General features: G+C 63.6%; 22 protein-coding genes and 1 pseudogene. 15 read left to right on the forward strand and 8 right to left on the reverse strand.

Annotated features, from left to right (window positions below; genetic code table 11):
* The first annotated feature begins 56 nt into the window (after positions 1–56).
* From AC1PQG_RS11020 to AC1PQG_RS11035, 4 genes are all read left to right on the forward strand, one after another.
* A complete protein-coding gene (locus AC1PQG_RS11020) occupies positions 57–1,313 on the forward strand; it encodes an ABC transporter substrate-binding protein (protein ID WP_481122611.1) in 1,257 nt (418 codons plus the stop codon).
* Positions 1,314–1,406: 93 nt separating this feature from the next.
* Positions 1,407–2,345 (forward strand): carbohydrate ABC transporter permease, encoded by a 939-nt coding sequence (locus tag AC1PQG_RS11025; protein ID WP_481122612.1) that lies wholly within the window; start codon positions 1,407–1,409, stop codon positions 2,343–2,345.
* Entirely contained in the window at positions 2,338–3,219 is an 882-nt protein-coding gene (locus AC1PQG_RS11030) for a carbohydrate ABC transporter permease (protein WP_481122613.1), read from the forward strand. The genes AC1PQG_RS11025 and AC1PQG_RS11030 overlap by 8 nt, the downstream gene beginning before the upstream one ends.
* Positions 3,220–3,246: 27 nt before the next feature.
* The gene (locus AC1PQG_RS11035; protein ID WP_374486430.1) at positions 3,247–4,359 is read left to right on the forward strand and encodes an ABC transporter ATP-binding protein; all 1,113 of its coding nucleotides are present in this window, start codon (positions 3,247–3,249) and stop codon (positions 4,357–4,359) included.
* 23 nt (positions 4,360–4,382) lie between these two features.
* Here the strand turns inward: AC1PQG_RS11035 and AC1PQG_RS11040 are convergent, their stop codons facing one another.
* From AC1PQG_RS11040 to AC1PQG_RS11050, 3 genes are read right to left on the reverse strand one after another with little or no spacing between them, the layout of a single operon-like run.
* Positions 4,383–4,871, reverse strand: a complete 489-nt coding sequence (locus tag AC1PQG_RS11040; RefSeq protein ID WP_481122614.1) for a heme-degrading domain-containing protein — start codon at positions 4,869–4,871, stop codon at positions 4,383–4,385.
* Entirely contained in the window at positions 4,862–5,932 is a 1,071-nt protein-coding gene (locus AC1PQG_RS11045) for an oxidoreductase (RefSeq protein WP_481122615.1), read from the reverse strand. The genes AC1PQG_RS11040 and AC1PQG_RS11045 overlap by 10 nt, the downstream gene beginning before the upstream one ends.
* On the reverse strand, positions 5,929–6,699 hold the full coding sequence (locus tag AC1PQG_RS11050; RefSeq protein WP_481122616.1) for a DeoR/GlpR family DNA-binding transcription regulator: 771 nt from the start codon (positions 6,697–6,699) through the stop codon (positions 5,929–5,931). Before AC1PQG_RS11050 ends, AC1PQG_RS11045 begins: the two co-directional genes overlap by 4 nt.
* A gap of 167 nt (positions 6,700–6,866) precedes the next feature.
* Between AC1PQG_RS11050 and AC1PQG_RS11055 the strand changes: the two genes are divergently transcribed.
* From AC1PQG_RS11055 to AC1PQG_RS11065, 3 genes are all read left to right on the forward strand, one after another.
* Positions 6,867–8,777: a glucokinase gene (locus AC1PQG_RS11055; RefSeq protein WP_481122617.1), complete on the forward strand. Its 1,911-nt coding sequence runs from the start codon at positions 6,867–6,869 to the stop codon at positions 8,775–8,777.
* A gap of 118 nt (positions 8,778–8,895) precedes the next feature.
* Positions 8,896–10,167, forward strand: a complete 1,272-nt coding sequence (locus AC1PQG_RS11060) for a hypothetical protein (protein WP_481122618.1) — start codon at positions 8,896–8,898, stop codon at positions 10,165–10,167.
* A gap of 14 nt (positions 10,168–10,181) precedes the next feature.
* Positions 10,182–11,381: an MFS transporter gene (locus AC1PQG_RS11065; RefSeq protein ID WP_481122619.1), complete on the forward strand. Its 1,200-nt coding sequence runs from the start codon at positions 10,182–10,184 to the stop codon at positions 11,379–11,381.
* 87 nt (positions 11,382–11,468) lie between these two features.
* Here AC1PQG_RS11065 and groL read toward each other — a convergent pair whose 3' ends face one another.
* Positions 11,469–13,103: a chaperonin GroEL gene (gene groL / locus AC1PQG_RS11070; protein WP_481122620.1), complete on the reverse strand. Its 1,635-nt coding sequence runs from the start codon at positions 13,101–13,103 to the stop codon at positions 11,469–11,471.
* A gap of 59 nt (positions 13,104–13,162) precedes the next feature.
* The gene (locus AC1PQG_RS11075; protein WP_481122621.1) at positions 13,163–13,453 is read right to left on the reverse strand and encodes a co-chaperone GroES; all 291 of its coding nucleotides are present in this window, start codon (positions 13,451–13,453) and stop codon (positions 13,163–13,165) included.
* 377 nt (positions 13,454–13,830) lie between these two features.
* On the opposite strand from AC1PQG_RS11075, the gene AC1PQG_RS11080 reads away from it, so the two are divergent.
* The 6 genes from AC1PQG_RS11080 (at position 13,831) to AC1PQG_RS11105 (ending at position 17,714) form a co-directional block, all read left to right on the forward strand.
* Positions 13,831–14,148, forward strand: a complete 318-nt coding sequence (locus AC1PQG_RS11080; RefSeq protein WP_481122622.1) for a DUF2325 domain-containing protein — start codon at positions 13,831–13,833, stop codon at positions 14,146–14,148.
* A 124-nt stretch (positions 14,149–14,272) separates the two neighbouring features.
* Positions 14,273–15,118, forward strand: a complete 846-nt coding sequence (locus AC1PQG_RS11085) for a methionine ABC transporter ATP-binding protein (protein ID WP_481122623.1) — start codon at positions 14,273–14,275, stop codon at positions 15,116–15,118.
* The gene (locus tag AC1PQG_RS11090) at positions 15,111–15,776 is read left to right on the forward strand and encodes a methionine ABC transporter permease (RefSeq protein WP_079437004.1); all 666 of its coding nucleotides are present in this window, start codon (positions 15,111–15,113) and stop codon (positions 15,774–15,776) included. The genes AC1PQG_RS11085 and AC1PQG_RS11090 overlap by 8 nt, the downstream gene beginning before the upstream one ends.
* Positions 15,777–15,817: 41 nt before the next feature.
* The gene (locus tag AC1PQG_RS11095; protein ID WP_481122624.1) at positions 15,818–16,654 is read left to right on the forward strand and encodes a MetQ/NlpA family ABC transporter substrate-binding protein; all 837 of its coding nucleotides are present in this window, start codon (positions 15,818–15,820) and stop codon (positions 16,652–16,654) included.
* A 140-nt stretch (positions 16,655–16,794) separates the two neighbouring features.
* On the forward strand, positions 16,795–17,226 hold the full coding sequence (locus tag AC1PQG_RS11100) for an antitoxin Xre/MbcA/ParS toxin-binding domain-containing protein (RefSeq protein ID WP_481122625.1): 432 nt from the start codon (positions 16,795–16,797) through the stop codon (positions 17,224–17,226).
* Entirely contained in the window at positions 17,223–17,714 is a 492-nt protein-coding gene (locus tag AC1PQG_RS11105) for an RES family NAD+ phosphorylase (protein WP_481122626.1), read from the forward strand. The genes AC1PQG_RS11100 and AC1PQG_RS11105 overlap by 4 nt, the downstream gene beginning before the upstream one ends.
* Here AC1PQG_RS11105 and AC1PQG_RS11110 read toward each other — a convergent pair.
* A complete protein-coding gene (locus tag AC1PQG_RS11110) occupies positions 17,680–18,477 on the reverse strand; it encodes a hypothetical protein (RefSeq protein ID WP_481122627.1) in 798 nt (265 codons plus the stop codon). The two genes, AC1PQG_RS11105 and AC1PQG_RS11110, sit on opposite strands and share 35 nt — an antisense overlap.
* Before the next feature lie 271 nt (positions 18,478–18,748).
* Positions 18,749–21,649, reverse strand: a complete 2,901-nt coding sequence (locus AC1PQG_RS11115; protein ID WP_481122628.1) for a response regulator — start codon at positions 21,647–21,649, stop codon at positions 18,749–18,751.
* A 395-nt stretch (positions 21,650–22,044) separates the two neighbouring features.
* Between AC1PQG_RS11115 and AC1PQG_RS11120 the strand changes: the two are divergent.
* A pseudogene (locus AC1PQG_RS11120) lies at positions 22,045–22,292 on the forward strand (transposase); the annotation flags it as partial.
* 355 nt (positions 22,293–22,647) lie between these two features.
* Here AC1PQG_RS11120 and AC1PQG_RS11125 read toward each other — a convergent pair.
* Complete coding sequence (locus AC1PQG_RS11125) at positions 22,648–24,834, reverse strand: DUF4214 domain-containing protein (RefSeq protein WP_481122629.1); 2,187 nt, start codon at positions 24,832–24,834, stop codon at positions 22,648–22,650.
* Between the two features lie 551 nt (positions 24,835–25,385).
* Between AC1PQG_RS11125 and AC1PQG_RS11130 the strand changes: the two genes are divergently transcribed.
* Positions 25,386–26,206, forward strand: a protein-coding gene (locus AC1PQG_RS11130) for an IS5 family transposase (RefSeq protein ID WP_481122630.1) whose coding sequence is annotated in 2 segments (ribosomal slippage) — positions 25,386–25,734 and positions 25,734–26,206 — 822 coding nt in all. Because the reading frame shifts where the segments join, the coding sequence is not laid out codon by codon here.
* The last annotated feature ends 127 nt before the right edge of the window (positions 26,207–26,333 follow it).

The following is a 26,333-nucleotide window of genomic DNA, read 5'->3' on the forward strand; positions in this document are numbered from 1 at the left end:
CCACTGCCCGCCGGGCCATACTCAAGAATGAATCTGCTTCCTCAGGAGGAAGAGCGATGAAGACCCTGACCAAGACCCTGCACGCCGCGCTGTTGTCCACCTCCCTGCTGGCCGCGGCCGGCGCCCAGGCCGCCGACGTGGAAGTGCTGCACTGGTGGACCGCCGGCGGCGAGGCCCGCTCGGTGGCCGAGCTGAAGAAGATGCTCGAGGCCAAGGGCCACAAGTGGAAGGACTTCGCGGTGGCCGGCGGCGGCGGCGAGAACGCCATGACCGTGCTGAAGTCCCGCGTGGTGTCCGGCAATCCGCCGACCGCCGCGCAGATCAAGGGGCCGAGCATCCAGGAGTGGGGCGCCGAAGGCGTGCTGGCCAACATGAACGACGTGGCCAAGGCCGGCAACTGGGACGGCCTGCTGCCGCCCGTCGTGGCCAATGTGATGAAGTACAAGGGCAACTACGTGGCGGTGCCGGTGAATGTGCACCGGGTGAACTGGATGTGGGCCAACCCGGAAGTCTTCAAGAAGGCCGGCGTGGCGATTCCCAAGACCTGGGACGAATTCCCCGCTGCCGCCGAAAAGCTGCAGAAGGCCGGCTTCATCCCGGTGGCCCACGGCGGCCAGCCCTGGCAGGACTTCACGGTGTTCGAATCGGTGGTGATGGGCGTCGGCGGCCCGGCCTTCTACAAGAAGGCGCTGGTGGACCTGGACCAGGCCTCGCTGAAGGGCCCGACGATGATCAAGGCGCTGGAAACCCTGCAGATGGTGCGCAAGTACATCGACAAGGACGCCGCCAACCGGGACTGGAACCTGGCCACCGCGATGGTCATCAACGGCAAGGCGGCGATGCAGTTCATGGGTGACTGGGCCAAGGGCGAATTCAGCGCCGCCGGTAAGAAGCCCGGCAAGGACTACGTGTGCCTGCCGGCGCCGGGCACCGCCAACGCCTTCACCTTCAACATCGACAGCCTGGTGATGTTCACGCAGAAGTCGGCCGACGCGAAGAAGGGTCAGCAGGACCTCGCCACCGCGGTGATGAGCCCCGAGTTCCAGGAAGTCTTCAACCTCAACAAGGGTTCGATCCCGGCCCGCCAGGGCATGGACCTCGCCAAGTTCGACGATTGTGCCAAGCAGTCCGCCGCCGACTTCACCGCCAGCGCCAAGAGCGGCGGGCTGGTGCCCAGCATCGCCCACCAGATGGCGGTGCCGGCAGCGACCGCCGGGGCGATCCAGGACGTGGTAACCCAGTTCTTCAACAGCCACACGATGACGCCCAAGGCCGCCGCCGACAAGCTGGCCCTGGCCGCGAAGGTCCGGTAACAGCGCAGCAAGAACGGCCCGGCCACGAACGAGCCGGGCCCGTGATAACAGATCCCGCCGCGGCAGCGCCGCGGACGGGGTGGAGGACGACAAATGAACGCGACGGTGCTTTCTTCAACCACCGCTCCGGCGGCCCGGCCTGTCCGGCGCTGCCGATGGTGCGACACCCTGGATGCGTGGCTGCCGAAGCTGGTGGTGGCGCCTACCTTCGTGTGCTCCCTGGTCTTCGTATATGGCTACATCCTGTGGACCGCGGTGCTCTCCCTGACCCCCTCGCGCCTGCTGCCGAACTACGAGTTCGCCGGCCTGGCCCAGTACGAGGCCCTGTTCGACAACGAGCGCTGGTGGCAGGCCCTGTCCAACCTGGCCGTCTTCGGCGGCGGCTTCATCGTCATCTGCCTGGCCGTCGGCCTGCTGCTGGCCGTGCTGCTGGACCAGAAGATCCGCGCCGAGGGCTTCATCCGCTCGATCTACCTGTACCCGATGGCGCTGTCCTTCATCGTCACCGGCACGGCCTGGAAGTGGATCCTCAACCCGGAGTTCGGCATCGAGAAGCTGGTGCACGACTGGGGCTTCACGAACTTCACCTTCGACTGGCTGATCGATCCGGAATGGTCCATCTACACCGTGATCGTCGCCGCCGTGTGGCAGTCGTCGGGCTTCGTGATGGCGCTGTTCCTGGCCGGCCTGCGCGGCATCGACGACTCGATCATCAAGGCGGCCCAGGTGGATGGCGCCTCGATGCCGACGATCTACCGCCGCATCATCATCCCGAGCCTGCGCCCGGTGTTCTTCTCCAGCTTCATGATCCTGGCCCACATCGCGGTCAAGAGCTTCGACCTGGTGATGGCCCTGACCAACGGCGGCCCGGGCTTCTCCAGCGACCTGCCGGCGACTTTCATGTACTCCTTCGCCTTCACGCGCAACCAGATCGGCCTCGGCGCCGCCAGCGCGATGATGATGCTGATGATCGTCGTGGCCGTCATCGTCCCCTTCATGTACTCGGAAATGCGGAGGTCCCGCCATGGCTGACATGTCTGTTGCTCACACCGCGGGCGCCTCGAAGCTTGGCCGCTTCATCATCTACGGGCTGCTGGCGCTGGTGTGCCTGTACTACCTGATGCCGCTGTTCGTGATGGTGTCCACCTCGCTGAAGAGCCTCGACGAGATCCGTGCCGGCAACCTGCTGTCGCTGCCCGGTGAGTTGCGCACCGACGCCTGGGTGAAGGCCTGGGATTCGGCCTGTACCGGCGTGCAGTGCGAGGGCCTCAAGGGCTTTTTCTGGAACTCGGTGTCCTTCGTGGTGCCGGCGGTGGTGATCTCGACGATGATCGGCGCCTTCAACGGCTACGCGCTGACGATGTATCGCTTCCGTGGCAGCGACCTGGTGTTCGGCATGCTGATGATCGGCTGCTTCATCCCCTTCCAGGTGGTGCTGCTGCCGATGGCCCAGACCCTCGGCGCGCTGGGCATCGCCAACTCGACCCTCGGCCTGGTCTTCGTGCATGTGGTGTATGGCGCGGCCTTCACGACGCTGTTCTTCCGCAACTACTACGTGACGATTCCGGACGAACTGGTGAAGGCGGCCAAAATCGACGGCGCCGGTTTCCTGCGCATCTTCTTCAGCATCATCCTGCCGCTGTCGGTGCCGATCATCGTGGTCAGCGTGATCTGGCAATTCACCCAGGTGTGGAACGACTTCCTGTTCGGCGTGGTGTTCTCGTCCGGCGACCGCCAGCCGATCACCGTGGCGCTGAACAACCTGGTGAATACCTCCACCGGGGTCAAGGAATACAACGTGGACATGGCTGCCGCCATCATCGCGGCGCTGCCGACCCTGCTGGTGTACATCGTTGCCGGCAAGTACTTCGTACGTGGCCTGACCGCCGGTGCGGTCAAGGGCTGACAAGACAAATACAGGAGTGAGACGAAAATGGGCGCTTTATCCATCCGCAACGTGCGCAAGTCCTATCACGGCAACGAGATCCTGAAGGGCATCGACCTCGAGATCGACAAGGGCGAGTTCCTGATCCTGGTCGGCCCGTCCGGCTGCGGCAAGTCGACGCTGCTGTCGATGATCGCCGGCCTGGACAGCGTGACCTCCGGCGAGATCCGCATCGGCGACCGGGTCGTCAACGACCTCAGCCCGAAGGACCGGGACATCGCGATGGTCTTCCAGTCCTACGCGCTATATCCCAACATGACGGTGCGCGAGAACATCTCCTTCGGCCTGCAGATCCGCAAGGTGCCGGCCGCCGAGCAGGCGCGCATCGTCGAGCGCGTCGCCAACACGCTGCAGATCGGCCATCTGCTCGACCGCAAGCCGTCCCAGCTGTCCGGCGGCCAGCGCCAGCGGGTGGCGATGGGCCGGGCGATCTCCCGCGAGCCGTCCCTGTTCCTGTTCGACGAGCCGCTGTCGAACCTGGACGCCAAGCTGCGCGTCGAGATGCGTACCGAGATCAAGCTGCTGCACCAGCGCATGGGCACCAGCATCGTTTACGTGACCCACGACCAGATCGAGGCGATGACCCTCGGCGACAAGATCGCCGTGATGAAGGCCGGCGAGGTGCAGCAGTTCGGCACGCCGCAGGAGATCTACGACAACCCGGCCAATCTTTTCGTGGCCGGCTTCATGGGTTCGCCGTCGATGAACTTTATTCCGGCCAAGGTGGAGGCGGTGGGCGGTGGTTACGGCGTGAAGCTGGAAAGTGGCCAGCGCACCCACGTTTTCCCGGTGCCGGGTGGCGACGGCAAGCTGAAGGCCTGGGAGGGCAGGGAAGTGCTGTTCGGCATCCGCCCGGAGCAGATCACCCACAAGAGCGAATCCCGCCTCGGCCTGCCCCAGTTCCAGACCGCCGAGATGCCGATCCGCCTGACCGAGCCGACCGGCCCGGACACCATGGTGCTGGTGCCGATCAACGGCAAGGACGTGGTGTGCCGCGTGCATCCGGCCCACGCTGGCCAGCCGGGCGAGTCGATGGAGCTGATGTTCGATCTGTCCAAGTCGGTGTTCTTCGACCCGGCCAGCGAGCAGCGCATCGCCTGAGCTCCCGCCGGCCTTGCTTGGACTCAGGCAGGCGGCGGTGAATAACTCAAACCCAGCTCGGCACTCAGCGCCTCGACCACCAGTTCGTGGTCGAGGCGCTGGGCCAGGCCTGATACCGCCACGAAACCAATGATGCCGGCGCCTTCCACGCAGAGTGGAAAGGCGCCGCCGTGGCTTGCATAGTCGGCGGCCGGCAGGCCGTAACGGCTCGTCAGGTCACCGCCTTTCTGCTGCAGGCTCAGGCCGACGGCGTAGGAGCTGCGCAGGAAGCGTGTCACCACGTTGCCCTTGCGGCGGATCCAGTCGGCGTTGTCCGGCGTCGTGCCGGGCTGTGCGGCGTAAAACAGCAGCTGGCCGCAGCGGCGGATCTCGATGGCGATGGCCAGCCCGCGCTCCACGGCCATGCTGCGCAGGCGGGTGCCGAGACGCCACGCAATGTCCTCGTCGAAGCGGGTCAGGCGCAGGGCGGCTTCCTGGGCAGCGACGCGGGCAAGCTCTTCGTTCAGTTCCATGCGGCGCGCTCCTGTTCGGTCAGTTCCAGGCCGGTGCACTGGCCGCTGGAGGCGCTGCGCCGGGCGGCGTCGATGACGGCCATCACGGCCAGGGCTTCGTGGGCCGGCACCGGGTTGGGCGCGCCTTCCCGTAGTGCCGCATGGATGGCGGTGTAGTAGGCCGCGTAGTCGCCGCGCGGCAACGGCGGTGTGGTGGTCGAACCGTCGGCGGCGTACAGCGTGGGCGCTTGTGGGTCGAGCCCCCAGTCGGGCGCGCCGGGGCGCAGGCCGGCCTTGAGCTGATCCTCCTGGCAGTCCAGCCCGTATTTGACCCAGCTGCCCGCTGTGCCGTGGGCCGCAAAGCGCGGCATGCCGCCGGCCACCAGCATCGACGCGCGCAGCGTGACCTGCAGGCGCCCGTAGTCCAGGTCCACCTGGGCCCAGTCGTCCGTCTCGGCGCCGTCCCGCTGGATGGCAAAGCGCGCCGACACGCTGTCGGGCAGGCCGAAGAGCTGCAACCCCTGATCCACCAGGTGCGGCCCGAGGTCGTACCACACGCCGCCACCGGCCACCGCCTGCTCGCGCCAGCGGGCGCGGACTTCCGGGCGGAAGCGCTCGAAGCGGGATTCCAGCTGCGTCGGCCGGCCGAGACGGCCATCGGCGAGCAGCCCGCGCAGGGCCAGGAAATCCGCATCCCAGCGGCGGTTATGGAATACCGACAACAGGCGACCATGCTGTTCGGCGAGGCGGATCAGCTCGCGGGCTTCGGCCAGCTCGACGGTGAAGGGCTTGTCCACGACCACGTGCTTGCCGGCGGCCAGTGCCGCGGCCGCAAGCGGTGCGTGGGTGTCGTTGGGGCTGGCGATGACCACCAGCTCGATGTCCGGCGCGTGGATGGCGGCCAGTGGATCGGCCACGACGCAGGTGTCCGGCCAGTTGGCGGCGACGGCCTGGCCCTGGCTGGAGGCGATGCAGGCGAGGCGCAGGCCGGGCGTGGTGGCGATCAGCGGGGCGTGGAAGGTCTTGCCGGCATTGCCGTAGCCGATCAGCGCGACCGGGATGGCTTGGGCGGGTGTCGTCATTGGGTCGGCTCTCCGGTGCTGTCGAGGGCGGTTTGCGTGAGGCTGGCAGGCAAGTTGGCAGATGAGTCGGCTTTGAAGGGCTGGTCGCAGAACAGCCGTGTGAAGTCGTCCAGCGGGGCGACCGCGTGGGGGGCGAGGGTGTCGAACTTGAGGTGGTCGGTCGCCAGCCAGTGGACGTCGCTGCAGGCCAGCATGGCGCGCTTGACCTCGGCGTCGCCGGCTTCGGTGGCGGTCAGCCCGTGGCGCGGGTGCAGCGCGCAGGCGCCGAGAATGGCCAGGTCGACGCGGTAGCGGCGCACGGTGTCCACCGTAGCGGGGCCGCGGAACAGGCGCTGGCGCGCGTCCCACTCGCCGCCGGCCAGCACCAGCGTGATCTCGGGCCGGGCGCTCAGCGCCTGCGCGACATCCAGCGAGTGGGTGACGACCCGGTGCGGCCCACGCAGCGCCCGCGCGACGGCCAGCAGCGTGGAGCCGGCGTCGAGCATCAGGGATGCGCCGGGCGGAATCGCGTCGGCGACGGCGCGGCCGAGGGCGTCCTTCACTTCCGGCAGCACTGCGTCGCGGGCCGTGCGGGGCAGCGCGTGCATGTCGGCCAGCACCGCGCCGCCGTGGCTGCGGGTCAGCAGGCCCTGGGCTTCCAGGTGTTTCAGGTCGCGGCGGACAGTGTCGTCGGACACGCCGAGAGCGGCGGCGAGTTCGAGGATGCCGGCCTGGCCGCTGTTGGCCAGGTGCTGGAGGAGGGCGCGGTGACGGGCGGCAGGCAGCATGGAGTCCGAAGAAAGGCTGGAATTTCAGCAATTTTATTTGCGGTTTTGTGCATATGTATACGGTTTTGTGAAAAACTCACCGCAATGGCCCGCCCGGACGGTATTGGCGCCCGCTTGCGTTATGCTTGGGGCCAGATCTGAAAAGCATCAGCGAACAGGAGAAGCACGTGGGAGGAGCAATGGCCGCCGGCTGGGACATGCAGGGCAACGACGCGGGTGGGGTGCTGTATGACAGCGGCCCGCGCCTGCTGGCCGACGTGGGGGCAACCAATGCGCGCTTCGCGCTGGAGACCGCACCGGGCCGGCTGGAGCAGCTGGCGGTGCTGACCTGTGCGGACTATCCCGGCTTCGTTGCGGTGGTGCAGGCTTACTTTGCCGGCCTGCGCGGGCCGCGGCCGCGCCATGCGGCGGTGGCCATCGCCAACCCCATCGACGGCGACTTTGTGAAGATGACCAACCGGGACTGGCAGTTCTCCATCGAGGAGGCGCGCCGCGGCCTGGAGCTGGACACTTTGCTGGTCGTCAACGATTTCACCGCGCTGGCCATGTCCCTGCCGTATCTGGGCAACCCGCAGCGGCGCCAGGTCGGCGGTGGCGAGGCGCGCCAGAACGCGGTGATCGGCCTGATCGGCCCCGGCACTGGCCTGGGCGTCTCCGGCCTGATTCCCGCCGAGGATCGCTGGATCACGCTGGGCTCCGAAGGTGGTCACGTCAGCTTTGCGCCGGCCGACGAGCGGGAGGTGTTCATCCTGCAGTACGCGTGGAAAGAGCTGCCCCACGTGTCCGCCGAGCGCCTGGTGTCCGGCCCGGGCCTGGAACTGATCTACCGGGCGCTGGCAGCCCGCAATGGAGTCGAGGCCCGCAGCCGCAGCGCGCCGGACATCGTGCAGGCGGTGCTGTCCGGCGACACCGGCCTGTGCGCCGAGACCGTGGAGTGCTTCTGCGCGATGCTCGGCACGGTGGCCGCCGACGTGGCGGTGACGCTCGGCGCGGTGGGCGGCATCTATATCGGTGCGGGCATCGTGCCGCGCCTCGGCGAGGTATTCGACCGTTCGGCCTTCCGCCAGCGCTTCGAGAGCAAGGGCCGTTTTGCCGACTACCTGGCGCAGATCCCGACCTATGTGATCACCGCTGCCAACCCGGCCTTCCTCGGCGTGGCGGCGATCCTCGGTGCCCACCTGCAGCGCGGCGAGTCGGAGAGTCCGATGCTCGGCAACATCCGCCGCGCCAAGGCCAGCCTGAGCCCGGCGGAGCAGCGCGTCGCCCAGTTCCTGCTCAATCAGCCGCGCATGTTCCTCAACGAGCCGATCGTCGAGATCGCCCGCCATTCGGAGGTCAGCCAGCCGACGGTGATCCGCTTCTGCCGTTCGCTGGGCTTCCAGGGCTTGGCCGAGTTCAAGCGCAAGCTGGCGTCGGGAATCAGCGGCACGGTGCCGGTGCGCCACAGCCAGGTGCGGCTCGGCGATTCGGCGCCGGATCTGTCGGTGAAGGTCCTCGACAACACGGTGTCGGCGATCCTGCGCTTCCGCGACAGCCTCGACCCGGAAGCCGTCGAGAAGGCCATCGCGCTGCTGCAGAAGGCGCGGCGCATCGAGTTCTACGGCATGGGCAACTCGGCGGTGGTGGCCATCGATGGCCAGCACAAGTTCTTCCGCTTCCGCATCCCGACGGTGGCCTATTCCGACTCGCGCCTGCAGATGATGGCGGCGGAGCTGCTCGGCAAGGACGACGTGGTGGTGGCGGTGTCCCGCTCCGGCGCGATGGCCGACATCCTGCAGGCGGTGGACCTGGCGCTGGCCGCCGGCGCCAGCGTCATCGCCATCACCACCAGCAATTCGCCGCTGGCCGCCAAGGCCACCGTGGCGCTGGCGGTGGACCACGCGGAAGACGGCACCAGCTACATCTCGATGGTGTCGCGCATCCTGCACCTGCTGATGATCGACATCCTGGCCGTCGGTGTGGCCGTGCGCCTGCTCGATCCGGCCGCCGCCGACCGGGAGCTGGGCAAGGGCCTGATCGGCTCGGTCGGCACACCCGCTCCGGGCGGACTCGGCAATTTGATCTCCCACGCCAGTTAAGGCATGCAGAGTGGTCCACCCGCGGCAGCCTGGCTCCCGCGGGTGGAAGGCTTGTCGGTATTAATTCAAGACGATGCGTGAATCGGATACACGGCACACGTTGCTCAGGCGCCAGCCCTTGGCCTCGGCCTTGCTGGCCGTGATGATCGTGCTGGCTGCATTGACAGGGACTGGACACGGGCCGCCAAGCGGGTGGGCCGGCGCCAGCGCCTGGCTGGCCGCAGCGCTCCTGTGGCCGCGCCTGCCGGCTGCGCAGAAACGCCAGGCCGTGTTGCTGGCGGGTTGCGGGCTGCTGGCCTTCGGGGTGAGCCTGTTCAATGGCCAGCGTCCGGCGTGGCTCAGTGTGCTGACGCAGAATACGGCGCTGCTGGGCATGCTCGGGGCGGTCAGCTTCCTGCAGTTGCTCAATACGGCGGAAGACGCCCGCGAGACGCTGCCGCAGGGGCGAAAGGCCTTGTGGCGCACGGCCCTTGGCGTGCATCTGCTGGGGGCGGTCATCAACCTGTCCGCGGTCTTCATCATGGCCGAGCGGATCAGGGCGACGGGCAAGCTCCGTCCCGAGCAGGCGATGATTCTCGGGCGGGCCTTTTTGGCGGCGGCCCTGTGGTCGCCCTTCTTTGCGGCCACCGCGGTTGCGCTGACCAATGCGCCGGGCGCCAATCCAATCCGGCTGGCCGGCATCGGCGCGGCGCTCGCTGCCGTGCTGCTGGTGCTGGCAGTGCGCGATATCGAAAAAAGAGCGCTGGGCAACAGCAGCGCGACCTTTGTCGGCTACCCCATGCATCTGCGGGCGCTGCGTGTGCCGGCCTTGCTCTCCGTGCTGGTTGCGGCCGGGCATTGGCTGCTTCCGCAGTGGGCGGCGCTGTCCATCGTCAGCCTGTCTGCGCTGGCGATCGTCTGCGCGGTGACCTCCGTTGAGCGGGGCCCCAGGGCCGCCGCACGGTCGATCTACCGCCATGCCAGGGATCGCCTGCCCGGCATGTCCGGCGAGCTCATCCTGTTTCTGGCGGCCGGGGTCTTTGCCAGCGGCTTGCAGTCGCTGATCAGCCTCGGCGGCGTGTGGATGCCTTTCAGTGCATTCGGCACCTTCGAGGCGGCGATCATCCTCGCCTTGATGATCCTGCTGTCCATTCTCGGTATCCACGTGGTGATCTCGATCACCATCATGGCGTCCTGGCTGGCGCCGCTTCACCCGGAACCCGACCTGCTTGCCCTGGTCTTCGTCGAGTCGTGGGCCATTGGACTTGCCGCAGGGTCGATGTCCGGCATCCACATCGCCATCCAGGGGCGCTTCGGCGTCCCGGCCGGCACCTTGGCGCGCGGCAACATGCGCTATTGCCTGCAAGCCTACTGTCTCGCCGTCGTGTGGCTGGCGCTCGCTTCCAGATAAGAAAGACCCCCATCATGACCGCTCCCCCCGACCGTGAGCTCCGCCGGCCCATCTTGCTGCTCTCTGCGGCGGCTTTCGCCAGCGCTGTTTCCGCGCGCCTGTGCGACCCGATGTTGCCCGATCTGGCGCGGCAGTTCGCCGCCTCGCCGGCCGAGGTGGCCCACGTGGTGTCGGGCTTCGCGGTGGCCTACGGGCTGGTGCAGGCTTTCTTCGGGCCCCTGGGCGACCGCCTCGGCAAGTACCGTTTGATCGCGCTGACCACCCTGCTGTGCACCCTCGGTACCCTCGGCGCAGCGCTGGCCGCGTCCCTCGACCTGCTGATCCTGGCGCGCGTATTCACCGGGGTGGCTGCGGCGGGCATCATTCCGCTCTCGATGGCCTGGATTGGCGACAAGGTCTCCTATGCGGAGCGCCAGCACACCCTGGCCCGCTTCATCGGCGGACAGATCGCCGGAGTGATTGCCGGCCAGCTGATCGGCGGGGTGCTCACCGATACGGTGGGCTGGCGCTGGGCCTTCGGCTTCGTCTGTCTGCTCTATCTGGTGATTGGCCTGCGCGTCCTGACGGAGTCGCGGCGCAATCCGCTGACCTACCCGCAGCCTGGCGCCACGGGCGGGCAGGGCGGGTTGGTGGCCCAGATGGGGAGTTTGTTCGGCGTGCCGTGGGCACGGGTGATTCTGGCGGTGGTCTTCGTCGAGGGCATGCTCGTGTTCGGCGGCCTGGCCTTCGTGCCGCTCTACCTGCATGACCGCTTTGCGCTGAGCATGTCGCAGGCGGGCTTGCTTATGGGCATGTTCGGGTTGGGCGGGCTGTCCTACATCCTGTTTGCCCGGCGCCTGGTGAAGTGGCTGGGGGAATTGGGCCTGGCCATTGGCGGTGCGGCCCTGATCGCGCTGGCCTGGCTGCTGATCGCCAGCGGTCCGGCGTGGGGCTGGGCCGTGCCGGCCTGCGCGCTGCTGGGGTTGGGTTACTACATGTTCCACAACACCCTGCAGACCCACGCAACCCAGATGGCGCCGCAGGTGCGGGGCACCGCGGTGTCCCTGTTCGCATCCTGCTTCTTCCTCGGCCAGGCGCTCGGCGTCTCAGCAGGCGGGCTGCTCTACGAAACCCGCGGTGCGCTAATGGTCTTTGGCCTGGCGGCCAGCGTGATGGTGCCGCTGGGGGCCGTCTTCGCCGTGCTGCTCCGGCGGCACCACCGGCGCACGGCTTGATTGCCCCGCGGCTGATGGCCACAAAAAAGCCGGCCCCGAAGGGCCGGCCGTCACGAGCAGGGGGGCTGCCGTGAGGTGATCAGTGGATCAGAAGCCGCCGCCGAAGCCTTCCGGATGGTGGCCGGGAGGTACGGCCGCCTTGTCGTCCGGCAGTTCGGCGACGATGGCGTCGGTGGTGAGGATCAGCGCCGCCACGGACGCGGCGTTCTGCAGCGCAGAGCGGGTCACCTTGGCCGGATCGAGCACGCCTTGCTCGACCAGGTCGCCGTAGGTGCCGTTGCCGGCGTTGTAGCCGAAGTTGCCGTCGCCCTCGATGACCTTGTTGACCACCACCGAAGCTTCGTCGCCGGCGTTGGCAACGATCTGGCGCAGGGGTTCCTCGACGGCGCGCAGCACGATCTTGATGCCCGCATCCTGGTCGTGGTTGTCGCCCTTGAGTTCGGAGATGGCCTTGCGGGCGCGCAGAAGCGCAACGCCGCCGCCGGGCACCACGCCTTCTTCCACTGCCGCACGGGTGGCGTGCAGCGCGTCTTCCACGCGGGCCTTCTTTTCCTTCAGCTCGACTTCAGTGGCCGCGCCGACCTTGATCACCGCCACGCCGCCGGCCAGCTTGGCCTTGCGCTCTTGCAGCTTCTCCTTGTCGTAGTCGGAGGTGGCTTCGGCGATCTGCGCGTCGATGATGCCCACGCGGGCCTTGATGGCGTCGGCGCTGCCGAGGCCGTCCACCACGGTGGTGTTTTCCTTGCCCACTTCGATGCGCTTGGCCTGGCCGAGGTCGTCCAGCGTGGCCTTGTCCAGCGTCAGGCCGACTTCCTCGGCGATCACGCGGCCGCCGGTCAGGATGGCGATGTCTTCGAGGATGGCCTTGCGGCGGTCGCCGAAGCCCGGCGCCTTGACGGCGACAACCTTCAGGATGCCGCGGATGGTGTTGACCACCAGCGTTGCCAGGGCTTCGCCTTCCACGTCCTCGGCGATGATCAGCAGCGGCCGGCCGGCCTTGGCTACTTGCTCCAGCACCGGCAGCAGGTCGCGGATGTTGGAGATCTTCTTGTCGAACAGCAGGATGAACGGCTCGTCCAGCGCGGCGATCTGCTTGTCCGGATTGTTGATGAAGTAGGGCGACAGGTAGCCGCGGTCGAACTGCAGGCCTTCCACCACGTCCAGCTCGTTGGCCAGGGACTTGCCGTCTTCCACGGTGATCACGCCGGACTTGCCGACGCGGTCGATGGCGTCGGCGATGATCTGGCCGATGTCGGCGTCGGAGTTGGCGGAGATGGCGCCGACCTGGGCGATTTCCTTGCTGGTGGTGGTCGGGCGGGCGATGTTCTTGATCTCTTCGACGATGGCGACGACGGCCTTGTCGATGCCGCGCTTGAGGTCGGTGGGGTTGTAGCCGGCGGCCACGTATTTGAAGCCTTCACGTACGATGGCCTGGGCCAGCACGGTGGCGGTGGTGGTGCCGTCGCCGGCGTTGTCGGAGGTCTTGGACGCGACTTCCTTCACCAGCTGGGCGCCGATGTTCTCGTACTTGTCCTTCAGCTCGATTTCCTTGGCGACGGACACGCCGTCCTTGGTCACGGTCGGGGCACCGAAGGCGCGCTCCAGGACCACATTGCGGCCCTTGGGGCCGAGGGTGACCTTGACCGCATCGGCCAGGATGTTGACGCCGACGACGATGCGGGCACGGGCGTCGTCGCCGAAGAGGACTTTCTTGGATGCCATGAGTGGAGAGCTCCTGATTCTTGATGTCTTGTGGTGTTGTCGGGTGCGAGGCTGAAGAATCAGCCTTCGATGATCGCGATGACGTCTTCCTCGCGCAGCACGAGGGCGTCGCTGCCGTCGATCTTGACGGCCTGGCCGGCATATTTGCCGAACAGCACGCGGTCGCCGACCTTGACGGCCAGCGGACGCAGCTCGCCGCTGTTAAGCAGCTTGCCGTTGCCGACAGCCAGCACTTCACCCTGATCGGGCTTTTCACCGGCGCTATCGGGGATGACGATGCCGCTGGCGGTGGTGCGCTCCGGATCGAGGCGCTTGACGATGACGCGGTCGTAGAGCGGACGAATGGCCATTTTTCTGAGTTCTCCGTTGCGTGATTTGAACAATCCGGCCGGCCTGCGATGGCAGGGCTGCGGCCTTGGATTGCCTATCGCAAGGGCAATGCCAGCACTCGACGCCTTTGATTGCTAACAAAAATCTCCCGGAGGCTACATTCAGGGCTGTTGAAATTCCAGCAACAATGCTCCCAGAGTGCCCCGATGGCAGCACTTTTGCGCCTTCATGAACAAGCATGAATTCAAAATATTCAATAGCTTAGCTGTGCGGCTGGAATAGCGCTTATGCCCTGTCCGGCTGCAATGCATATCGAAAGAATTTGGTTTGGTGCGCTGCGGGGCCACGACACACTCACGTCATTCGTGCTGCGGCACGCTTTGAAGGAGTCGCCGATATGCAGGCAGTGATCGTGGGAGCGGACCGCATCGAAGGTATCCGCAGTGAAATCCTGCGGGTGGCCGACCAGTTCGGCATCAAGCAGATCGACCATTGGACCGGCCGCAAGGCTTCCGAGAACCGGCGCCAGCTGTCGCGCCGTACCGGGCTGGTGGTTTTCATGTGCGACCGCGCCAATCACATGCTGATGCGCAATGTGCGCAAGCAGGCTGAAGACCTGGGCATTCCCATGGTGTTCTGCCGGCACTCGGCCACCGAAGTGCGCGAAAGGCTCGACGACCTGAGCTGTGCTCGTTGCACGCATCGCAAACAGTAAGCAAATGCCCGCCGGGCGTGGAAAGCTATCCACAGTGGCGCTGTAAAGCTCAGCAGGATTACTTGGTTCGGGGGCGGGCGGGGCGGCGCTAGAGTCGCCCCATCGCTTCATTTTGCATACAGCCATGTCCCGAACCAGCGAGCCTTTGCCAGCCTCACCGGCCATCGAATTGCGCGGCGTCTCCCGCCGCTTCACCGATCCGGGCGGGCAGAGCGTCGGCGTCCAGCCGACCAGTCTGGCGGTGCCCGCCGGCGAGATCCACGGCATCATCGGCTTCTCGGGCGCCGGCAAGTCCACGCTGCTGCGCCTGGTCAATCTGCTCGAACGGCCCGATGCCGGCGAGGTGATCGTGCACGGCCAGGACCTCACCCGCCTGTCCGCGCCGGCGTTGCGCCAAGCGCGCCACCGCATCGGCATGATCTTCCAGCACTTCAACCTGCTGCATAACCTCACGGTGGCCGAGAACGTCGCACTGCCGATGCGCCTGTCCGGCGAGCCGGCGGCGCGCATCCGCGAACGCGTGGCGGCCTGCCTCGACTTCGTCGGCCTCGCCGCCAAGGCCGACGTGCATCCAGGCCGCCTCTCGGGGGGACAGAAACAGCGCGTCGCAATCGCCCGCGCGCTGGCGCCCGAGCCCCACGTGCTGCTCGCCGATGAGCCGACCTCCGCCCTCGACCCACGCACCACGCTGGACTTGCTCGGCGTGCTGGCCGACGCCAATCGGCGCTTCGGCGTGACGATCCTGCTGGTCAGCCACGAGATGGAAGTCATCCGCCGCCTGTGTCACCGGGTTTCGGTGATGGAAGGCGGCCAGATCGTCGAACAGCTCGACATCGCCGACGGACGCATCCCGGAAGGCTCGCGCCTGGGCGGCTGGCTGGCGGAGTTCGGCGGTGCGGCGGGTGGTGCTTCGTCCGCGCCGATTGAGCCCGCGCCCCATCACCTCGCCCAGGAGAGCGCCCATGCTTGAGACCCTCGAAGAACTGCTGCCGGAGATCCTCAAGGCCACCGGCGAAACCCTGCTGATGATGGGCATCTGCCTGTCGGCGGCCCTCGTGCTGGGCGGCGCCCTCGGGCTGCTGGTCTTCCTCACCAGCCGGGGCCAGGCGCTGGAGCGCTATCGGGCCTTCAACCTGCTGGCCAACGGCGTCATCAACGTCGTGCGTTCCTTCCCCTTCATCATCCTGCTGGTGGCGATCTCGCCCTTCACGCGGGTCGTCGCGGGCACCTCCATCGGGCCGCTGGCCGCCAGCGTGCCGCTGTCCATAGCCGCGATCTTCTATTTCGCGCGCCTCATCGAGCAGACCCTGCGTGATGTGCCGCGGGGCGTCATCGAAGCGGCCGAAGCGATGGGCGCCTCGCCGCTGCAGATCGTGCGCCACGTGCTGCTGGTGGAAGCCCGTTCCGGCCTGGTGCTGGCCGTCACCGTGCTCGCGGTGAGCTTCCTGTCCTACTCGGCGGTGGCCGGCGTGGTGGGCGGCGGCGGTATCGGCGACCTGGCCATCCGCTACGGCTACTACCGCTTCCAGACCGACGTGATGCTGATCACCATCGTCCTGCTCGTGGTCCTCGTGCAGAGCATCCAGTTTCTCGGCCAGTGGCTGGCCCGGCGCGTGGACAAGCGCTGACCCCTCAAGAATTCGATCCAGACAAAACAGGAGAACACAGCATGAATACCTCTCGACGTCAGTTCGGCCTGCGGGCGCTGCACATTGCCGCCGTCCTCGGCGTGGCCGCCAGCCTGGGCCTCGGCCACAGCGCGGCTTACGCCCAGGAAAAGAAGACCCTGACCCTCGGCGCCACCGCCGGCTCCAACTTCGACCAGCTCAAACTCGGCATCAAGCCCGTGCTCGAAAAGAAGGGCTACACCGTCAAGCTCGTCGAATTCAACGACTACGTGCAGCCCAACCTCGCACTGGCCCAGGGCTCCCTCGACGCCAACCTGTTCCAGCACATCATCTACCTCAAGAAATTCTCGGCGGACAAAGGCCTCAACCTGACGGACATCACCAAGGCCCCCATCGCGCCCCTCGGGCTGTACTCCAAGAAGCGCAAGAGCCTGGCCGAGCTGAAGAGCGGCGACCGCATCACGCTGCCCAACGACCCCAGCAACCTAGCCCGCGCGCTGGTTTTCCTGGAGCAGAACAAGCTCATCAAGGTGAAGCAGGGCGTCGACCCGCTGAAAGCCACCGAGAAGGACGTCGCCGAGAACCCCCACAAACTCGTGCTGACCCCCATCGAAGCCGCCCAGCTGCCGCGCACGCTGGACGACGCCGACTTCGTGGTGATCAACGGCAACTTCGCCATCTCCTCCGGCCTCAAGCTCACCGAAGCGGTGGTGCTTGAAAAGACCCCGGACCACTACCTCAACGTGGTCGCGGTGAAGACCGAAGACAAGGACAAGCCGTGGGCCAAGGACCTGGCCGCAGCCTTCCGCACGCCGGAATACCGGGCGGCGCTGGACAAGCACTTCCAGGGGTATGCGCGGCCGGCATTCCTGCAGTAACGCGGGGACACACAGAAGCAGGGCGCTGAGGGCGTCGGGTGCGATGCCCGGCCCCTCCAGTGCCGCCCTCGGCCGCAATCGTTGAATCTTTGCGCCACTTGGCGCACCATCACTCTCATTGTGGCTCACCGGAAAGTGACATGAGTTCATCCTTGCAGGACCGTCTGGCGAGCCGCTTGGGAGGCGCCCTCGGCATGCCCACGGCCATCGATGAGATGAGCCTCGCCCGGACGGATCGCAAGCAGCTCGGCGGAATGTTGTTGCGCACGCTGGTGGGCGAACACCTCCTGGCGCCGACCGACGTTTATCGGATCGTCCCGCGCCGAACCTGGATCCGGCGCAAAACCGAAGGCTTGCTCACCAATAGCGAGTTCGATGGCCTGTACCGGATGCTCCGCCTGCAATTGCTGGCCGAGCTGGTTTTTGGGGATGCCCAACGTGCTCACGACTGGCTTCATACCCCCAAGAAACGCCTCGACGGCATGGCGCCGATGGATTTTGCAAGCGACGTCCTGGGCTTCGAAGCCGTCGAGAACTGGCTTCACGAGATCGACCAGGGGTATTTCGCTTGATCCTGTGGCGGATCAGCAATTACGCCGACCTCTCCGGCGCCGGAGGGCTCGCCCATCACGGCCGCTGGCACAACCGGGGGCGACCGGTCATCTATCTTGCTGAAAGTGCGGCAGCGGCGCTGCTGGAAGTGCTGGTCCACGTGGAAGCCGCCCATCCCGGCGAACTCCCGGCCCAGTACCAGCTGCTTGAAATCGCCGTCCCGGACGGCGTGTCGATCACCAACGTGGCCCTGCCGGACGGTGCTCCGCTTGCCGAAGGCTGGCAGGCGGATCTCATCACAACGCGTCGCTGCGGAGACGCCTGGCTGGCCAAGGGTGCATCCCTGCTGCTGCGTGTTCCTTCGGCCGTGGTCGGACGTACCCACAATCTCCTGCTCAACCCCCTCCATCCAGAGATAGCGGGCTGCCGGATTGTCTCGGCCGCCCGTTATCCTTTTGACGAGCGGCTGCTGGCTAAGCCTGCGCCAGCAGCGCCCCCAGCCGAGTGAAGAAATCCTTGTCCCGCGCGTACTGCTCGCTGGAGATCAGCCCTCGCTGGTTCTCCAGCGCCGCCAGGAAGTTGCTGACGATCTGGCGGTAGCTGTCCATGTCGTCGGCCTTGTAGGGCGAAGGCGTGTTCTGGCCGTCGATGCGCAGGCCATACACGGCGTCGTGCATCATCAGGCCATAGGTCATCGCATCGCCATCGGGCATGGCTGCGGTGGCTTGGAACCACGCCTCCCGAACCGAAGCAGGCGCGTCGTCGGGCGGGAAATGGGCGGTGAGGGCCGCCCCGACCTCCTCGAAGCCATCGCCATTGAGATCCACGCTGAAGCCCTCCGGCAACAGCAGGTTGCGGGCGCCTTCCTCGCTGATCGCCGCCACGTTGATCGGCTCGGCCAGGCAGTGGTTCCTGCGGACGGCCTCCAGCTCCTCGGCCGACAGGCTTCCCAGGAACTGGCGGGCGTTGCCCATCGCGCCGCTGCCGTAAGCCTTGTTCAGCACCCCCGCATACACGGCCTGGCTATCGGCGCCCACGCCCCGCAGCGCGGACAGCTCCGCGTGGGTCCGCCCGAGAATAGCCTCCAGGGCCTCGGACGACGTGGGGCCCGCCTGGCCAGCCGCCTGCGGCCCGGTCGTGCCCCCGTCGGCACCAACCTTGGCCGCCGCAAAGGCCGACTGGAAGGTCTGGTAGAAACTGCTGTCGGGCGTCTCGGCGTAGCTGTGGCGCTGAGACGCGGTGATTGGCTGACCTACGGCCCGAATGTCCATTTTCTGCCTCGGTATCGGTAAGAATTGCCGGTTGGCGGAATCGCCTGCCGGCTTCCTGAAGTGCAGGAGGAATACAGCGACATTCATGCAGAAAGCGTACCTGCATTCCGAGAAACATCACGCTACAGCTAGGGGAACTCGGTATGCTCGAAGCCCGCCTGTATATCGACCCCGGATGGCAACTTCGAGTGCAATCAGTCGATGGGGCGATCAGTGCCCTGATTGGATGCGCTGCTGAAGATCTGCTGAGCGGTCTGATCGGAAGCGGCGCTTACTCCGTTTTCGGATGAGGCCGCCATTTCCGGAGTATCGCGTAGAGATCCTCTGGCTGATAAGGTTTGCCGAGGTGGTCATTCATCCCCGCTTCGAGACAACGTATCTGATCTTCAACCATCGCATTGGCCGTTATCGCAATGATGGGAAGGTCAGTGAGCCCTGGCAGCTTCCGGATTTCGCGCGTTGCGGTCAGGCCGTCCATGACGGGCATCTGCATGTCCATCAACACCAGGTCAAAGGGCGCGCTCCTGACGATATCAAGGGCTTGAGCGCCATTCTCCACAATCGTCACGCTTACGCCGACATCATGAAGGAACTCTTTGGTGACCTCCTGATTGACTTCATTGTCTTCAGCTAAAAGGACACGAACCCCTGCGATGCTTGAAAGGTCTGCCGGTGCTGTTGATATCGAGGCAAGTGGCAATGCCTCGGTATCCAGAACCCTGAGTCGCGCCGTAAACCAGAACGTCGAGCCCTGTCCCGGGGTACTCTCCACGCCGACCTCTCCCCCCAGCAGCGTTGCAATGCGTTTGGAGATGACCAGCCCCAGCCCCGTACCGCCGTATTTGCGCGAGATGGACCCATCAGCCTGCTGGAAACTCTCGAAGAGTCGCTGCTTTTGGTCTTCGCTCAAGCCAATCCCGGAGTCACTAACCGAAAAGCGGAGCAGTGCCTCCGGGTCTTCGTGGCCCAATTTCTCGACACGGATGACGATGTTGCCGCACTCCGAAAACTTCACCGCATTGCTGACATAGTTGGCGAGCACTTGGGTGAGACGAGCGGGATCGCCGATCAGGTGAGTGGGCACATCGGGAGCAATGTCGACGAGGAGGCCCAGGCCTTTTTCCGCACAGCGCTCCTGCACCATGGACGACACATTACTCAATACCGTGGGCAGTTCGAAGCGCACATGTTCGAGGCGCATTTTCCCCGCTTCAATCTTGGAAAAGTCCAGGACGTCGTTGATGATGGTCAGCAGATGCTCGGCGGCAACCCGCACCTTCCGGAGGTAATCGCGCTGCCGAAGATTGAGCTCACTTTGTTGAAGACGATGGGTAAAGCCCAGTATGGCGGTCATGGGTGTACGTATTTCATGGCTCATGTTTGCCACGAAGTCCGCTTTGGTCTGTGCCGCTTCCTCCGCCAGCGCTTTTGCGTGTGCGAGGGCATTGAACGCTTCCCGCTCCGGCGTGATGTCCTCGATGATGCTGACAAGCCCCCCCTTCGGATTGCCGGGCTCGATGGCCTTTATCGATAGATGCGCCCAGAAACGGCTCCCATTCTTGCGCATCATTTCGATATCCACGCTGAACGTCTCGTCGTCATCGACGTGAGCATCGACGTGTGCTCCCATGGAGTCGAAATCCGACTCAGTGCTGTAGAGAAGGCGCGTGGATTGGTGTTCCAGTTCGCCACGCCCATAGCCGAAAAGTTCTTCCACGGCGCGATTGCAGCGCAGGATTTTCCGGTCCTGAACGAATACGATGCCGACGGTTGTCGCCTCGAAGATGGCTTGCTGCTCGACATTCGCAACGCGTAGCGATTCCGCGGTTGCCGCAAGCGCTGCGGTGCGCTCGGCAACGCGCGCTTCGAGCTCTGAGCGGTAAGCGGCCAGTTCCCGCTCATCGCTTTTCTGCTTTGAGATGTCGTTCCAGATGACGTGCAGGAGCCGCCGATTGTCACGATAAATGGTGGTCAGCAAAATCCGTGCTTCGAAAGTCGTTCCGTCAGCGCGTTGATGCGTCCATTCAAAGCAGTTCGAGCCCTTGGCGAACGTCTCTTCAATCAGCTCCGTTGCTTTTTCGACAGAGGGCCGACCGTCTGGCTGGGTTGGCGGTGAAATTTCCCATGGGACGCGTCCGATCAACTCTTCAGGCCTCTCCATGCGAAGCATGGTCAAGGTTGCCTCATTGGCTGCGATGAAGCGTGCCTCATCGGTCAGCGCTATCGGCTGAACGGTATTTTCAAAAAGGGCACGGAAACGCTCTTCGCTTTCTTCCAGATGGACGGTCTTGGCCTCCAGCTCCCGTGTCTTTCGGGCAACGGCAACTTTGAGCAGGCGGACCCAGAATGCCATGGCTGCGCCCAATAGAAGCAGGGAGGCAAAGGCAATGCCGACTATTTTCGAGTATGGCTCCCAACGAATGGGGGTGCCCATCCATTTCTTGTTTAGTGCCTGGAGTTCGTCCTCGCCGATCGCTGCAGTACCCCGTTCAATCTGCTCCAGGATGGCTTCATCGCCCTTTCTGACGGCACGGTGAAACTGGCCCTTATAGAGTTCGAACGCCTTGACGAACTCATTGTGGATGCCTGCCCGGTACAGGTAATAATTCGCAGGACCTTCATCCATACAGAAGAGCTTGATGTCGCTTTTGCTCGCTTCTTCAATCAGGGCCATGTAGCTCCGTCGAGTTACCAGCGAGGTGATGCCCCTTCTCTGTAACTCGTCGACGCAGGCGTCTCCTGTCTCGACGCCAATCTGAAAGCCGCGCAGCGAATTCGGGTTGTGAATTCCGCTGATGGACCGATGCGCATAAATTGCAACAGGCAGCGTTGCGTACGGTTTGGAGAAACTGTAAATAGCCTCGCGTTCGGGTATTTTGAAAATCGCATCGATGACGTCGAACTCGCCAGCACGCATCAACCGCTGGGCGTCGCTCCAGTTGGTCGCGACAAATCTGACGTGTATGCCCGTCTTTTTCTCCCACAGCTTCCAGAAGTCGACGAGGTAACCTTCGGGGTGACCGTCAGCGTCAAGAAAAATATAGGGCGGATAGTTGTCGTCACTGACGACGGATATGGTTTTAGCCGGCGTGCTAACGTCAGCGGCTATCGCCAGTAGTGATGTTCCACACTGGGCAAGAACAACTGCCAGCATCTTCACGAGTCGATTCATGACATCCAAAATGCTTCGATGGCAGCCTGTGCTCTTGGCTTGCGGAAACCAAGCTCATTGGTAGGTGTAAGGATTCTCTTTGTAGCGGACGTTCTACCACGACAAGCTTGGGCAGGCGTGATGCAATCTCCACGGAAGGCCGGCATTTATGTGAAAAATTGAGTCCTGTCCCCATCGATCATCCGGGACGGGGAGATTTTGGCTGCTCGCCATGCAATCTATGCCAACGCCCGAGAGCGCCATCCGGCCCGCTGGAGAGGAAATACTCGGGACTGGTCACCCGTCACTACCGTGACCCTCAATCCCGAACGAGAGGCTGTCGTTGCCATCGGGAATAAACAGCACATGGTTGCATGACTCAGGCGACAGCTATCTTGACGTGCGTCGCCTAGTAGGAGGCGGATTTCTGGGACAGGCTGCATGAGGTGCTATTGGCTCGCTTGCGCACGGTTGACAAGCTCGATTGGTCCCGTTACAGCGCCGATTCTTCCTCCATTCGCGCAGTGGGTGCAGGTCAAAAACAGGACCCAATCCAACAGATTGCGCACGCCCCGGCTCCAAGCACCACCTTATCACCGAAGCGCAGGGCATTCCGCTGGCCGTTATCCTGACGGGCGCCAATCGCAACGACGCAACTCAACTTTGTGCTGTGGAGAAAAGCTTCCTCAGACGCCTGATGAACCCTGAGCCAGGACCGCCCCGACCTCGTTGAGGCCATCCCATTGAGATCCACGCAATAGCCCTCCGGCAAGAGCAGGTTGCGGGCGCCTTCCTTGCCCGTGCGCGGTTTGGTCCAAGGCCGAACAGCAGACTAATTTTGCTGATCAGGTAATCAGTAGACTGCTCATGAATCAGTAGCGAGGTGATCACGAGTCAGTAGAACGAGTGATCATATCCGCCAGAATCTGCACCCCCACCCCTCTCCCGCCTTCAGGCGGGGGGCTTAATTGAGTGAATTGCGTTTCAGCCTTCCCACGACCCGCAGGGGGAAGGCGTCATCAGCCGTTCCAGATCGAATCCAGCAGTGCCGCGTCACCCATCACGCCGGACAGCGTTACCGGGTGCAGGAAGGCGTAATCGATGACCGCCTCGGCCTTCTTGGCGGTGGTGGCGTCACCATTCACCTTGCCCAATAGATCGTTGACTGCGGCATCGAAGCCTTCCGAGGGTTGCTGCGACAGTTGATTGGCGTAATACATCGCCACATCGTGCTTGTTGCCGAGCAGGCCGCGGTCTTCCGGGCCGCTGCCGCTGGAGTAGGCGCCCAGAATCACATTAGCGATGAACACGCCGCGCCCGCTCAGATCGGTCGAACCGCGGCTGTCCAGATCTTGAGTCCAGTAGTCCCAGCCGGCGGCATCGGGCTCGCGGTTGAAACAGTTCTCGTAGATCAGCTTCACAAAATCGCGGTTGGAACTGCCTGCAGGGAACAGCGCTTGCGCCTCGGTGCTCTTGGCGAATTGTTGGGCGATGACGGTGAAATCCTGGCCGCCTTGCAAGCTCTGCTGCTGCCAGTATTCCAGCCCGCCCACGTCCGGCGCCCGGCCGAAGAAGGCCAGATACAGGTCGGTCAACTTGCTGAGTTGATCCTGCGCCTTGCCCGACACCAGATCGACCAGCGCAATGCTGGTCTTAAACTGGCTGCCGAACTCGACCGACTCCACGCCATACAACTCCAGGCTGTAGCCGCCGCCATAGCTGCCGGCCGCACCCTCGGCTGTGCTGCTCAGTTGATAGGTATTTGGGAACAGCGGCAGGTAGACGCTGTCGTTACCCGCGCCGGCGTCTACCATGGCACTGCCCGGATTGACGGTCAGGTGATCGTTGCCGCCACTCCCGGTGAGGGTCTGGACATGGTCGAGCACGGTGGCTGTGGCCGCGCTGCTTACGCTCTCGGCGGCACCGCCGCCATCGATGTAGCTGGCCACTACGCTGATGGCCTTGCCGACCAGGGCATGGCTGAGGGGCAGGCTGCTGCCGGTCGCACCAGTAATGGCCTTACCATCAGCCAGCCACTGGTAAGCGATGGCGCCCAGGCCGTCGGCGTCGGCCAAGGTGTTGCTGGCACTCAGCACTTGGTCCTGCTGGGCTGTGCCTGCGATGCTGACGCTGCCTGTTGGAGCGCTGTTGACATTTGACACGGCGGTGGTAGCCGCGCTGACCACGCTCTCCACCGTACCAAAACCGTCGGTGTAGCTGGCCTTGACGGTGATGATCTTTCCGATAAGTGCCTTGGTAAGGAGCAGGTTATTACTTGTGGCATCACTGATGGCTTTGCCATCGGCCAGCCATTGATACGAGAGGGGACCCATTCCGTTGACATCTGACAGCGTGCTGAACGCTATCAATGTTCCCCCCGTTTGGGCTGCGCCAAGAATTTCAATTGTGCCACTGGGCGGTGAGTTGGGCAGTATCGGGGTGTTCTTATCCGGCTGGGTCAGGAAGGGTTGGTAATCTATGATTGAGGCGGAGGACAATGAATCGGATTTATCATAAATCCGGTCGGCAATATTGGCCGTGTTTGTCGTTCCGAAATAATTGTTTTCGGCAAACATGGCGGCACTGCTATAGCCGTCCGGCAACATCAGCGCCAACTTGTCGGTGCTCAGAAAGCTGTTATATTGAACAATCAAATTAACGCCGCCATAACTGGCCCAATTCTCGATCGCCGGATTTCCTAGGCTATAATCAACGTTAACAGTTTGTCCGGAAAATACGTTATTGGTAACGTAAACCTTGACTCCACTGGTGCCAATGCTCAAGCCGCTTGAGCGCAAGAAGACGTTGCGCTCAAAGTGGCTTTCGGAAACCGGATACCAAATATAGAAACCCGTTACCGACGTAAACAAAGAGTCGGTTACATCAAAGCTGCCATAACTAGCATTCCCTGTGGCAGGCAAAAAAGCCCCACCGTTGATGTGGGCATGCTCGATGTCAATGTTGCCAGGCTGAGAGTTATCAGAGCTAAAAGTAAAACTAGTGTTATTAAAGTTGATGGTCTGGCTTGTCGTACCAATAGCCTTTAAAGCTCCGAAAGTCTGTATCTGATAGCCATTTCCATTTACCACCGCGCCGGACTCAATTGTCAACGTCACGCCATGCGCAATTTGAACATTCGCTGTCAAATCTATTGTTTGACCTGCATGCCAGACAGTATCGGTGGTTATTATTGTATTGTTGGCCATAACTCCTCCTGTGAAATTAGAACTTAAAATACTTCTACTGAAAAACAAGAAAGTGCATCTGCACTCGTGTGATTGATGGGTTGTGACCAACGCCACTTGACGGACATCCTGCTCCCCCTTGTCAAACCATCGTCAAGCAACTGCGCCCAACGATCCTGAGCTACCAACCGTTCAGAGGTTTGGCTATGGGCCTGCAGTGGCAGTACATTCGAACGCGGTGCGGCTAGAGGCGGTAGAGCAAGCACGAACAGCTGGTTCTTCATTGCATCTGGTTATGGCATGGCGATGGACAGAGATATCGCACAGCAACCAGTGGGGCCGATACGGAACAGTTCACATTTCTCAGATTTTGCAGACAAGATCAGAGTTCGGCGTTTTCGTCATCTTTCCGCGTGCTAGACCCAGCCCACGCCCCTCCGACTTGAACATTCACCGCCCAAACTTGAACTCGTTCACCTCCGACTTAGAAGCCCTAACAAAAAGACCCATTTCCCCCTGTTCACGATGGTCGAATTTCGTTAACCTCAGCCTTGTTTCTTTGAATAGAGGACATGGCCAAAGCACTTCTCGACGACGATCTGTGGGCCTTGATCGAACCGTTGCTCCCTCCCGCCAAGCCCCGTCGGAGCAAGTATCCAGGGCGCAAGCCGCTCGATGATCGAGCGGTTCTGACCGGCATCCTGTTCGTCCTGCAAAGCGGCATCCCTTGGGAGATGCTGCCCCAGGAAATGGGCTGCGGCTCGGGCATGAGTTGCTGGCGGCGCCTGCGTGCCTGGCAAGAGGCCGGTGTCTGGGACCGGCTGCATGAGGTGCTGCTGGCTCGCTTACGCACGGCCGACAGGATCGATTGGTCCCGTTGCATCGTCGATTCTTCCTCCATTCGTGCTGTGGGTGCGGGTCAAAAACAGGACCCAATCCCACCGATCGCGCACGCCCCGGCTCCAAGCACCACCTGATCACCGAAGCGCAGGGCATTCCGTTGGCAGTCATCCTGACCGGCGCCAATCGCAACGACGTAACCCAACTTTTGCCCTTGGTCGAAGCCATTCCACCTATTCGTGGCAAGCGGGGGCGCCCACTCTCCAAGCCCCGCATCATCCAGGCCGACCGTGGCTACGATCACGACAAGTACCGCCGGCCCCTTCACGCTCAAGGCATCAAAACCGAGATCGCCCGGCGCAACACGCCGCACGGCAGCGGCTTGGGCAAAACCCGCTGGGTGGTCGAGCGAACCATTGGCTGGCTCCACAATTACCGACGCCTGCGGGTTCGATTCGAGCGATTGGCCGTCATTCACGAAGCCTTTATCAAGATCGCCTGCAGCCTCATTTGCTGGCGAAAGCTGAACTGCGCGGAAAACTCATTTTGTTAGAGCTTCTTAACCGCTCGTCCCTCGGACCTGAACTTTTTCTCCGCCGACTTGAACTCACTTCGCTCAGACTTGAACCATCGAAGCCGCGACTTAAGCCAGCTTCCCCCGGAGCGAAGCCAGTTCAAAT

The sequence above is a fragment of the Zoogloea sp. GDB6 genome (assembly GCF_056724105.1).

Coding starts and splice junctions, on each gene's coding strand:
- AC1PQG_RS11020 (WP_481122611.1), top strand. CDS start 57: ATGAAGACCCTGACCAAGACCCTGCACGCCGCGCTGTTGTCCACCTCC.
- AC1PQG_RS11025 (WP_481122612.1), top strand. CDS start 1,407: ATGAACGCGACGGTGCTTTCTTCAACCACCGCTCCGGCGGCCCGGCCT.
- AC1PQG_RS11030 (WP_481122613.1), top strand. CDS start 2,338: ATGGCTGACATGTCTGTTGCTCACACCGCGGGCGCCTCGAAGCTTGGC.
- AC1PQG_RS11035 (WP_374486430.1), top strand. CDS start 3,247: ATGGGCGCTTTATCCATCCGCAACGTGCGCAAGTCCTATCACGGCAAC.
- AC1PQG_RS11040 (WP_481122614.1), bottom strand. CDS start 4,871: ATGGAACTGAACGAAGAGCTTGCCCGCGTCGCTGCCCAGGAAGCCGCC.
- AC1PQG_RS11045 (WP_481122615.1), bottom strand. CDS start 5,932: ATGACGACACCCGCCCAAGCCATCCCGGTCGCGCTGATCGGCTACGGC.
- AC1PQG_RS11050 (WP_481122616.1), bottom strand. CDS start 6,699: ATGCTGCCTGCCGCCCGTCACCGCGCCCTCCTCCAGCACCTGGCCAAC.
- AC1PQG_RS11065 (WP_481122619.1), top strand. CDS start 10,182: ATGACCGCTCCCCCCGACCGTGAGCTCCGCCGGCCCATCTTGCTGCTC.
- groL (WP_481122620.1), bottom strand. CDS start 13,103: ATGGCATCCAAGAAAGTCCTCTTCGGCGACGACGCCCGTGCCCGCATC.
- AC1PQG_RS11075 (WP_481122621.1), bottom strand. CDS start 13,453: ATGGCCATTCGTCCGCTCTACGACCGCGTCATCGTCAAGCGCCTCGAT.
- AC1PQG_RS11080 (WP_481122622.1), top strand. CDS start 13,831: ATGCAGGCAGTGATCGTGGGAGCGGACCGCATCGAAGGTATCCGCAGT.
- AC1PQG_RS11085 (WP_481122623.1), top strand. CDS start 14,273: ATGTCCCGAACCAGCGAGCCTTTGCCAGCCTCACCGGCCATCGAATTG.
- AC1PQG_RS11090 (WP_079437004.1), top strand. CDS start 15,111: ATGCTTGAGACCCTCGAAGAACTGCTGCCGGAGATCCTCAAGGCCACC.
- AC1PQG_RS11095 (WP_481122624.1), top strand. CDS start 15,818: ATGAATACCTCTCGACGTCAGTTCGGCCTGCGGGCGCTGCACATTGCC.
- AC1PQG_RS11100 (WP_481122625.1), top strand. CDS start 16,795: ATGAGTTCATCCTTGCAGGACCGTCTGGCGAGCCGCTTGGGAGGCGCC.
- AC1PQG_RS11110 (WP_481122627.1), bottom strand. CDS start 18,477: ATGGACATTCGGGCCGTAGGTCAGCCAATCACCGCGTCTCAGCGCCAC.
- AC1PQG_RS11115 (WP_481122628.1), bottom strand. CDS start 21,649: ATGAATCGACTCGTGAAGATGCTGGCAGTTGTTCTTGCCCAGTGTGGA.
- AC1PQG_RS11125 (WP_481122629.1), bottom strand. CDS start 24,834: ATGGCCAACAATACAATAATAACCACCGATACTGTCTGGCATGCAGGT.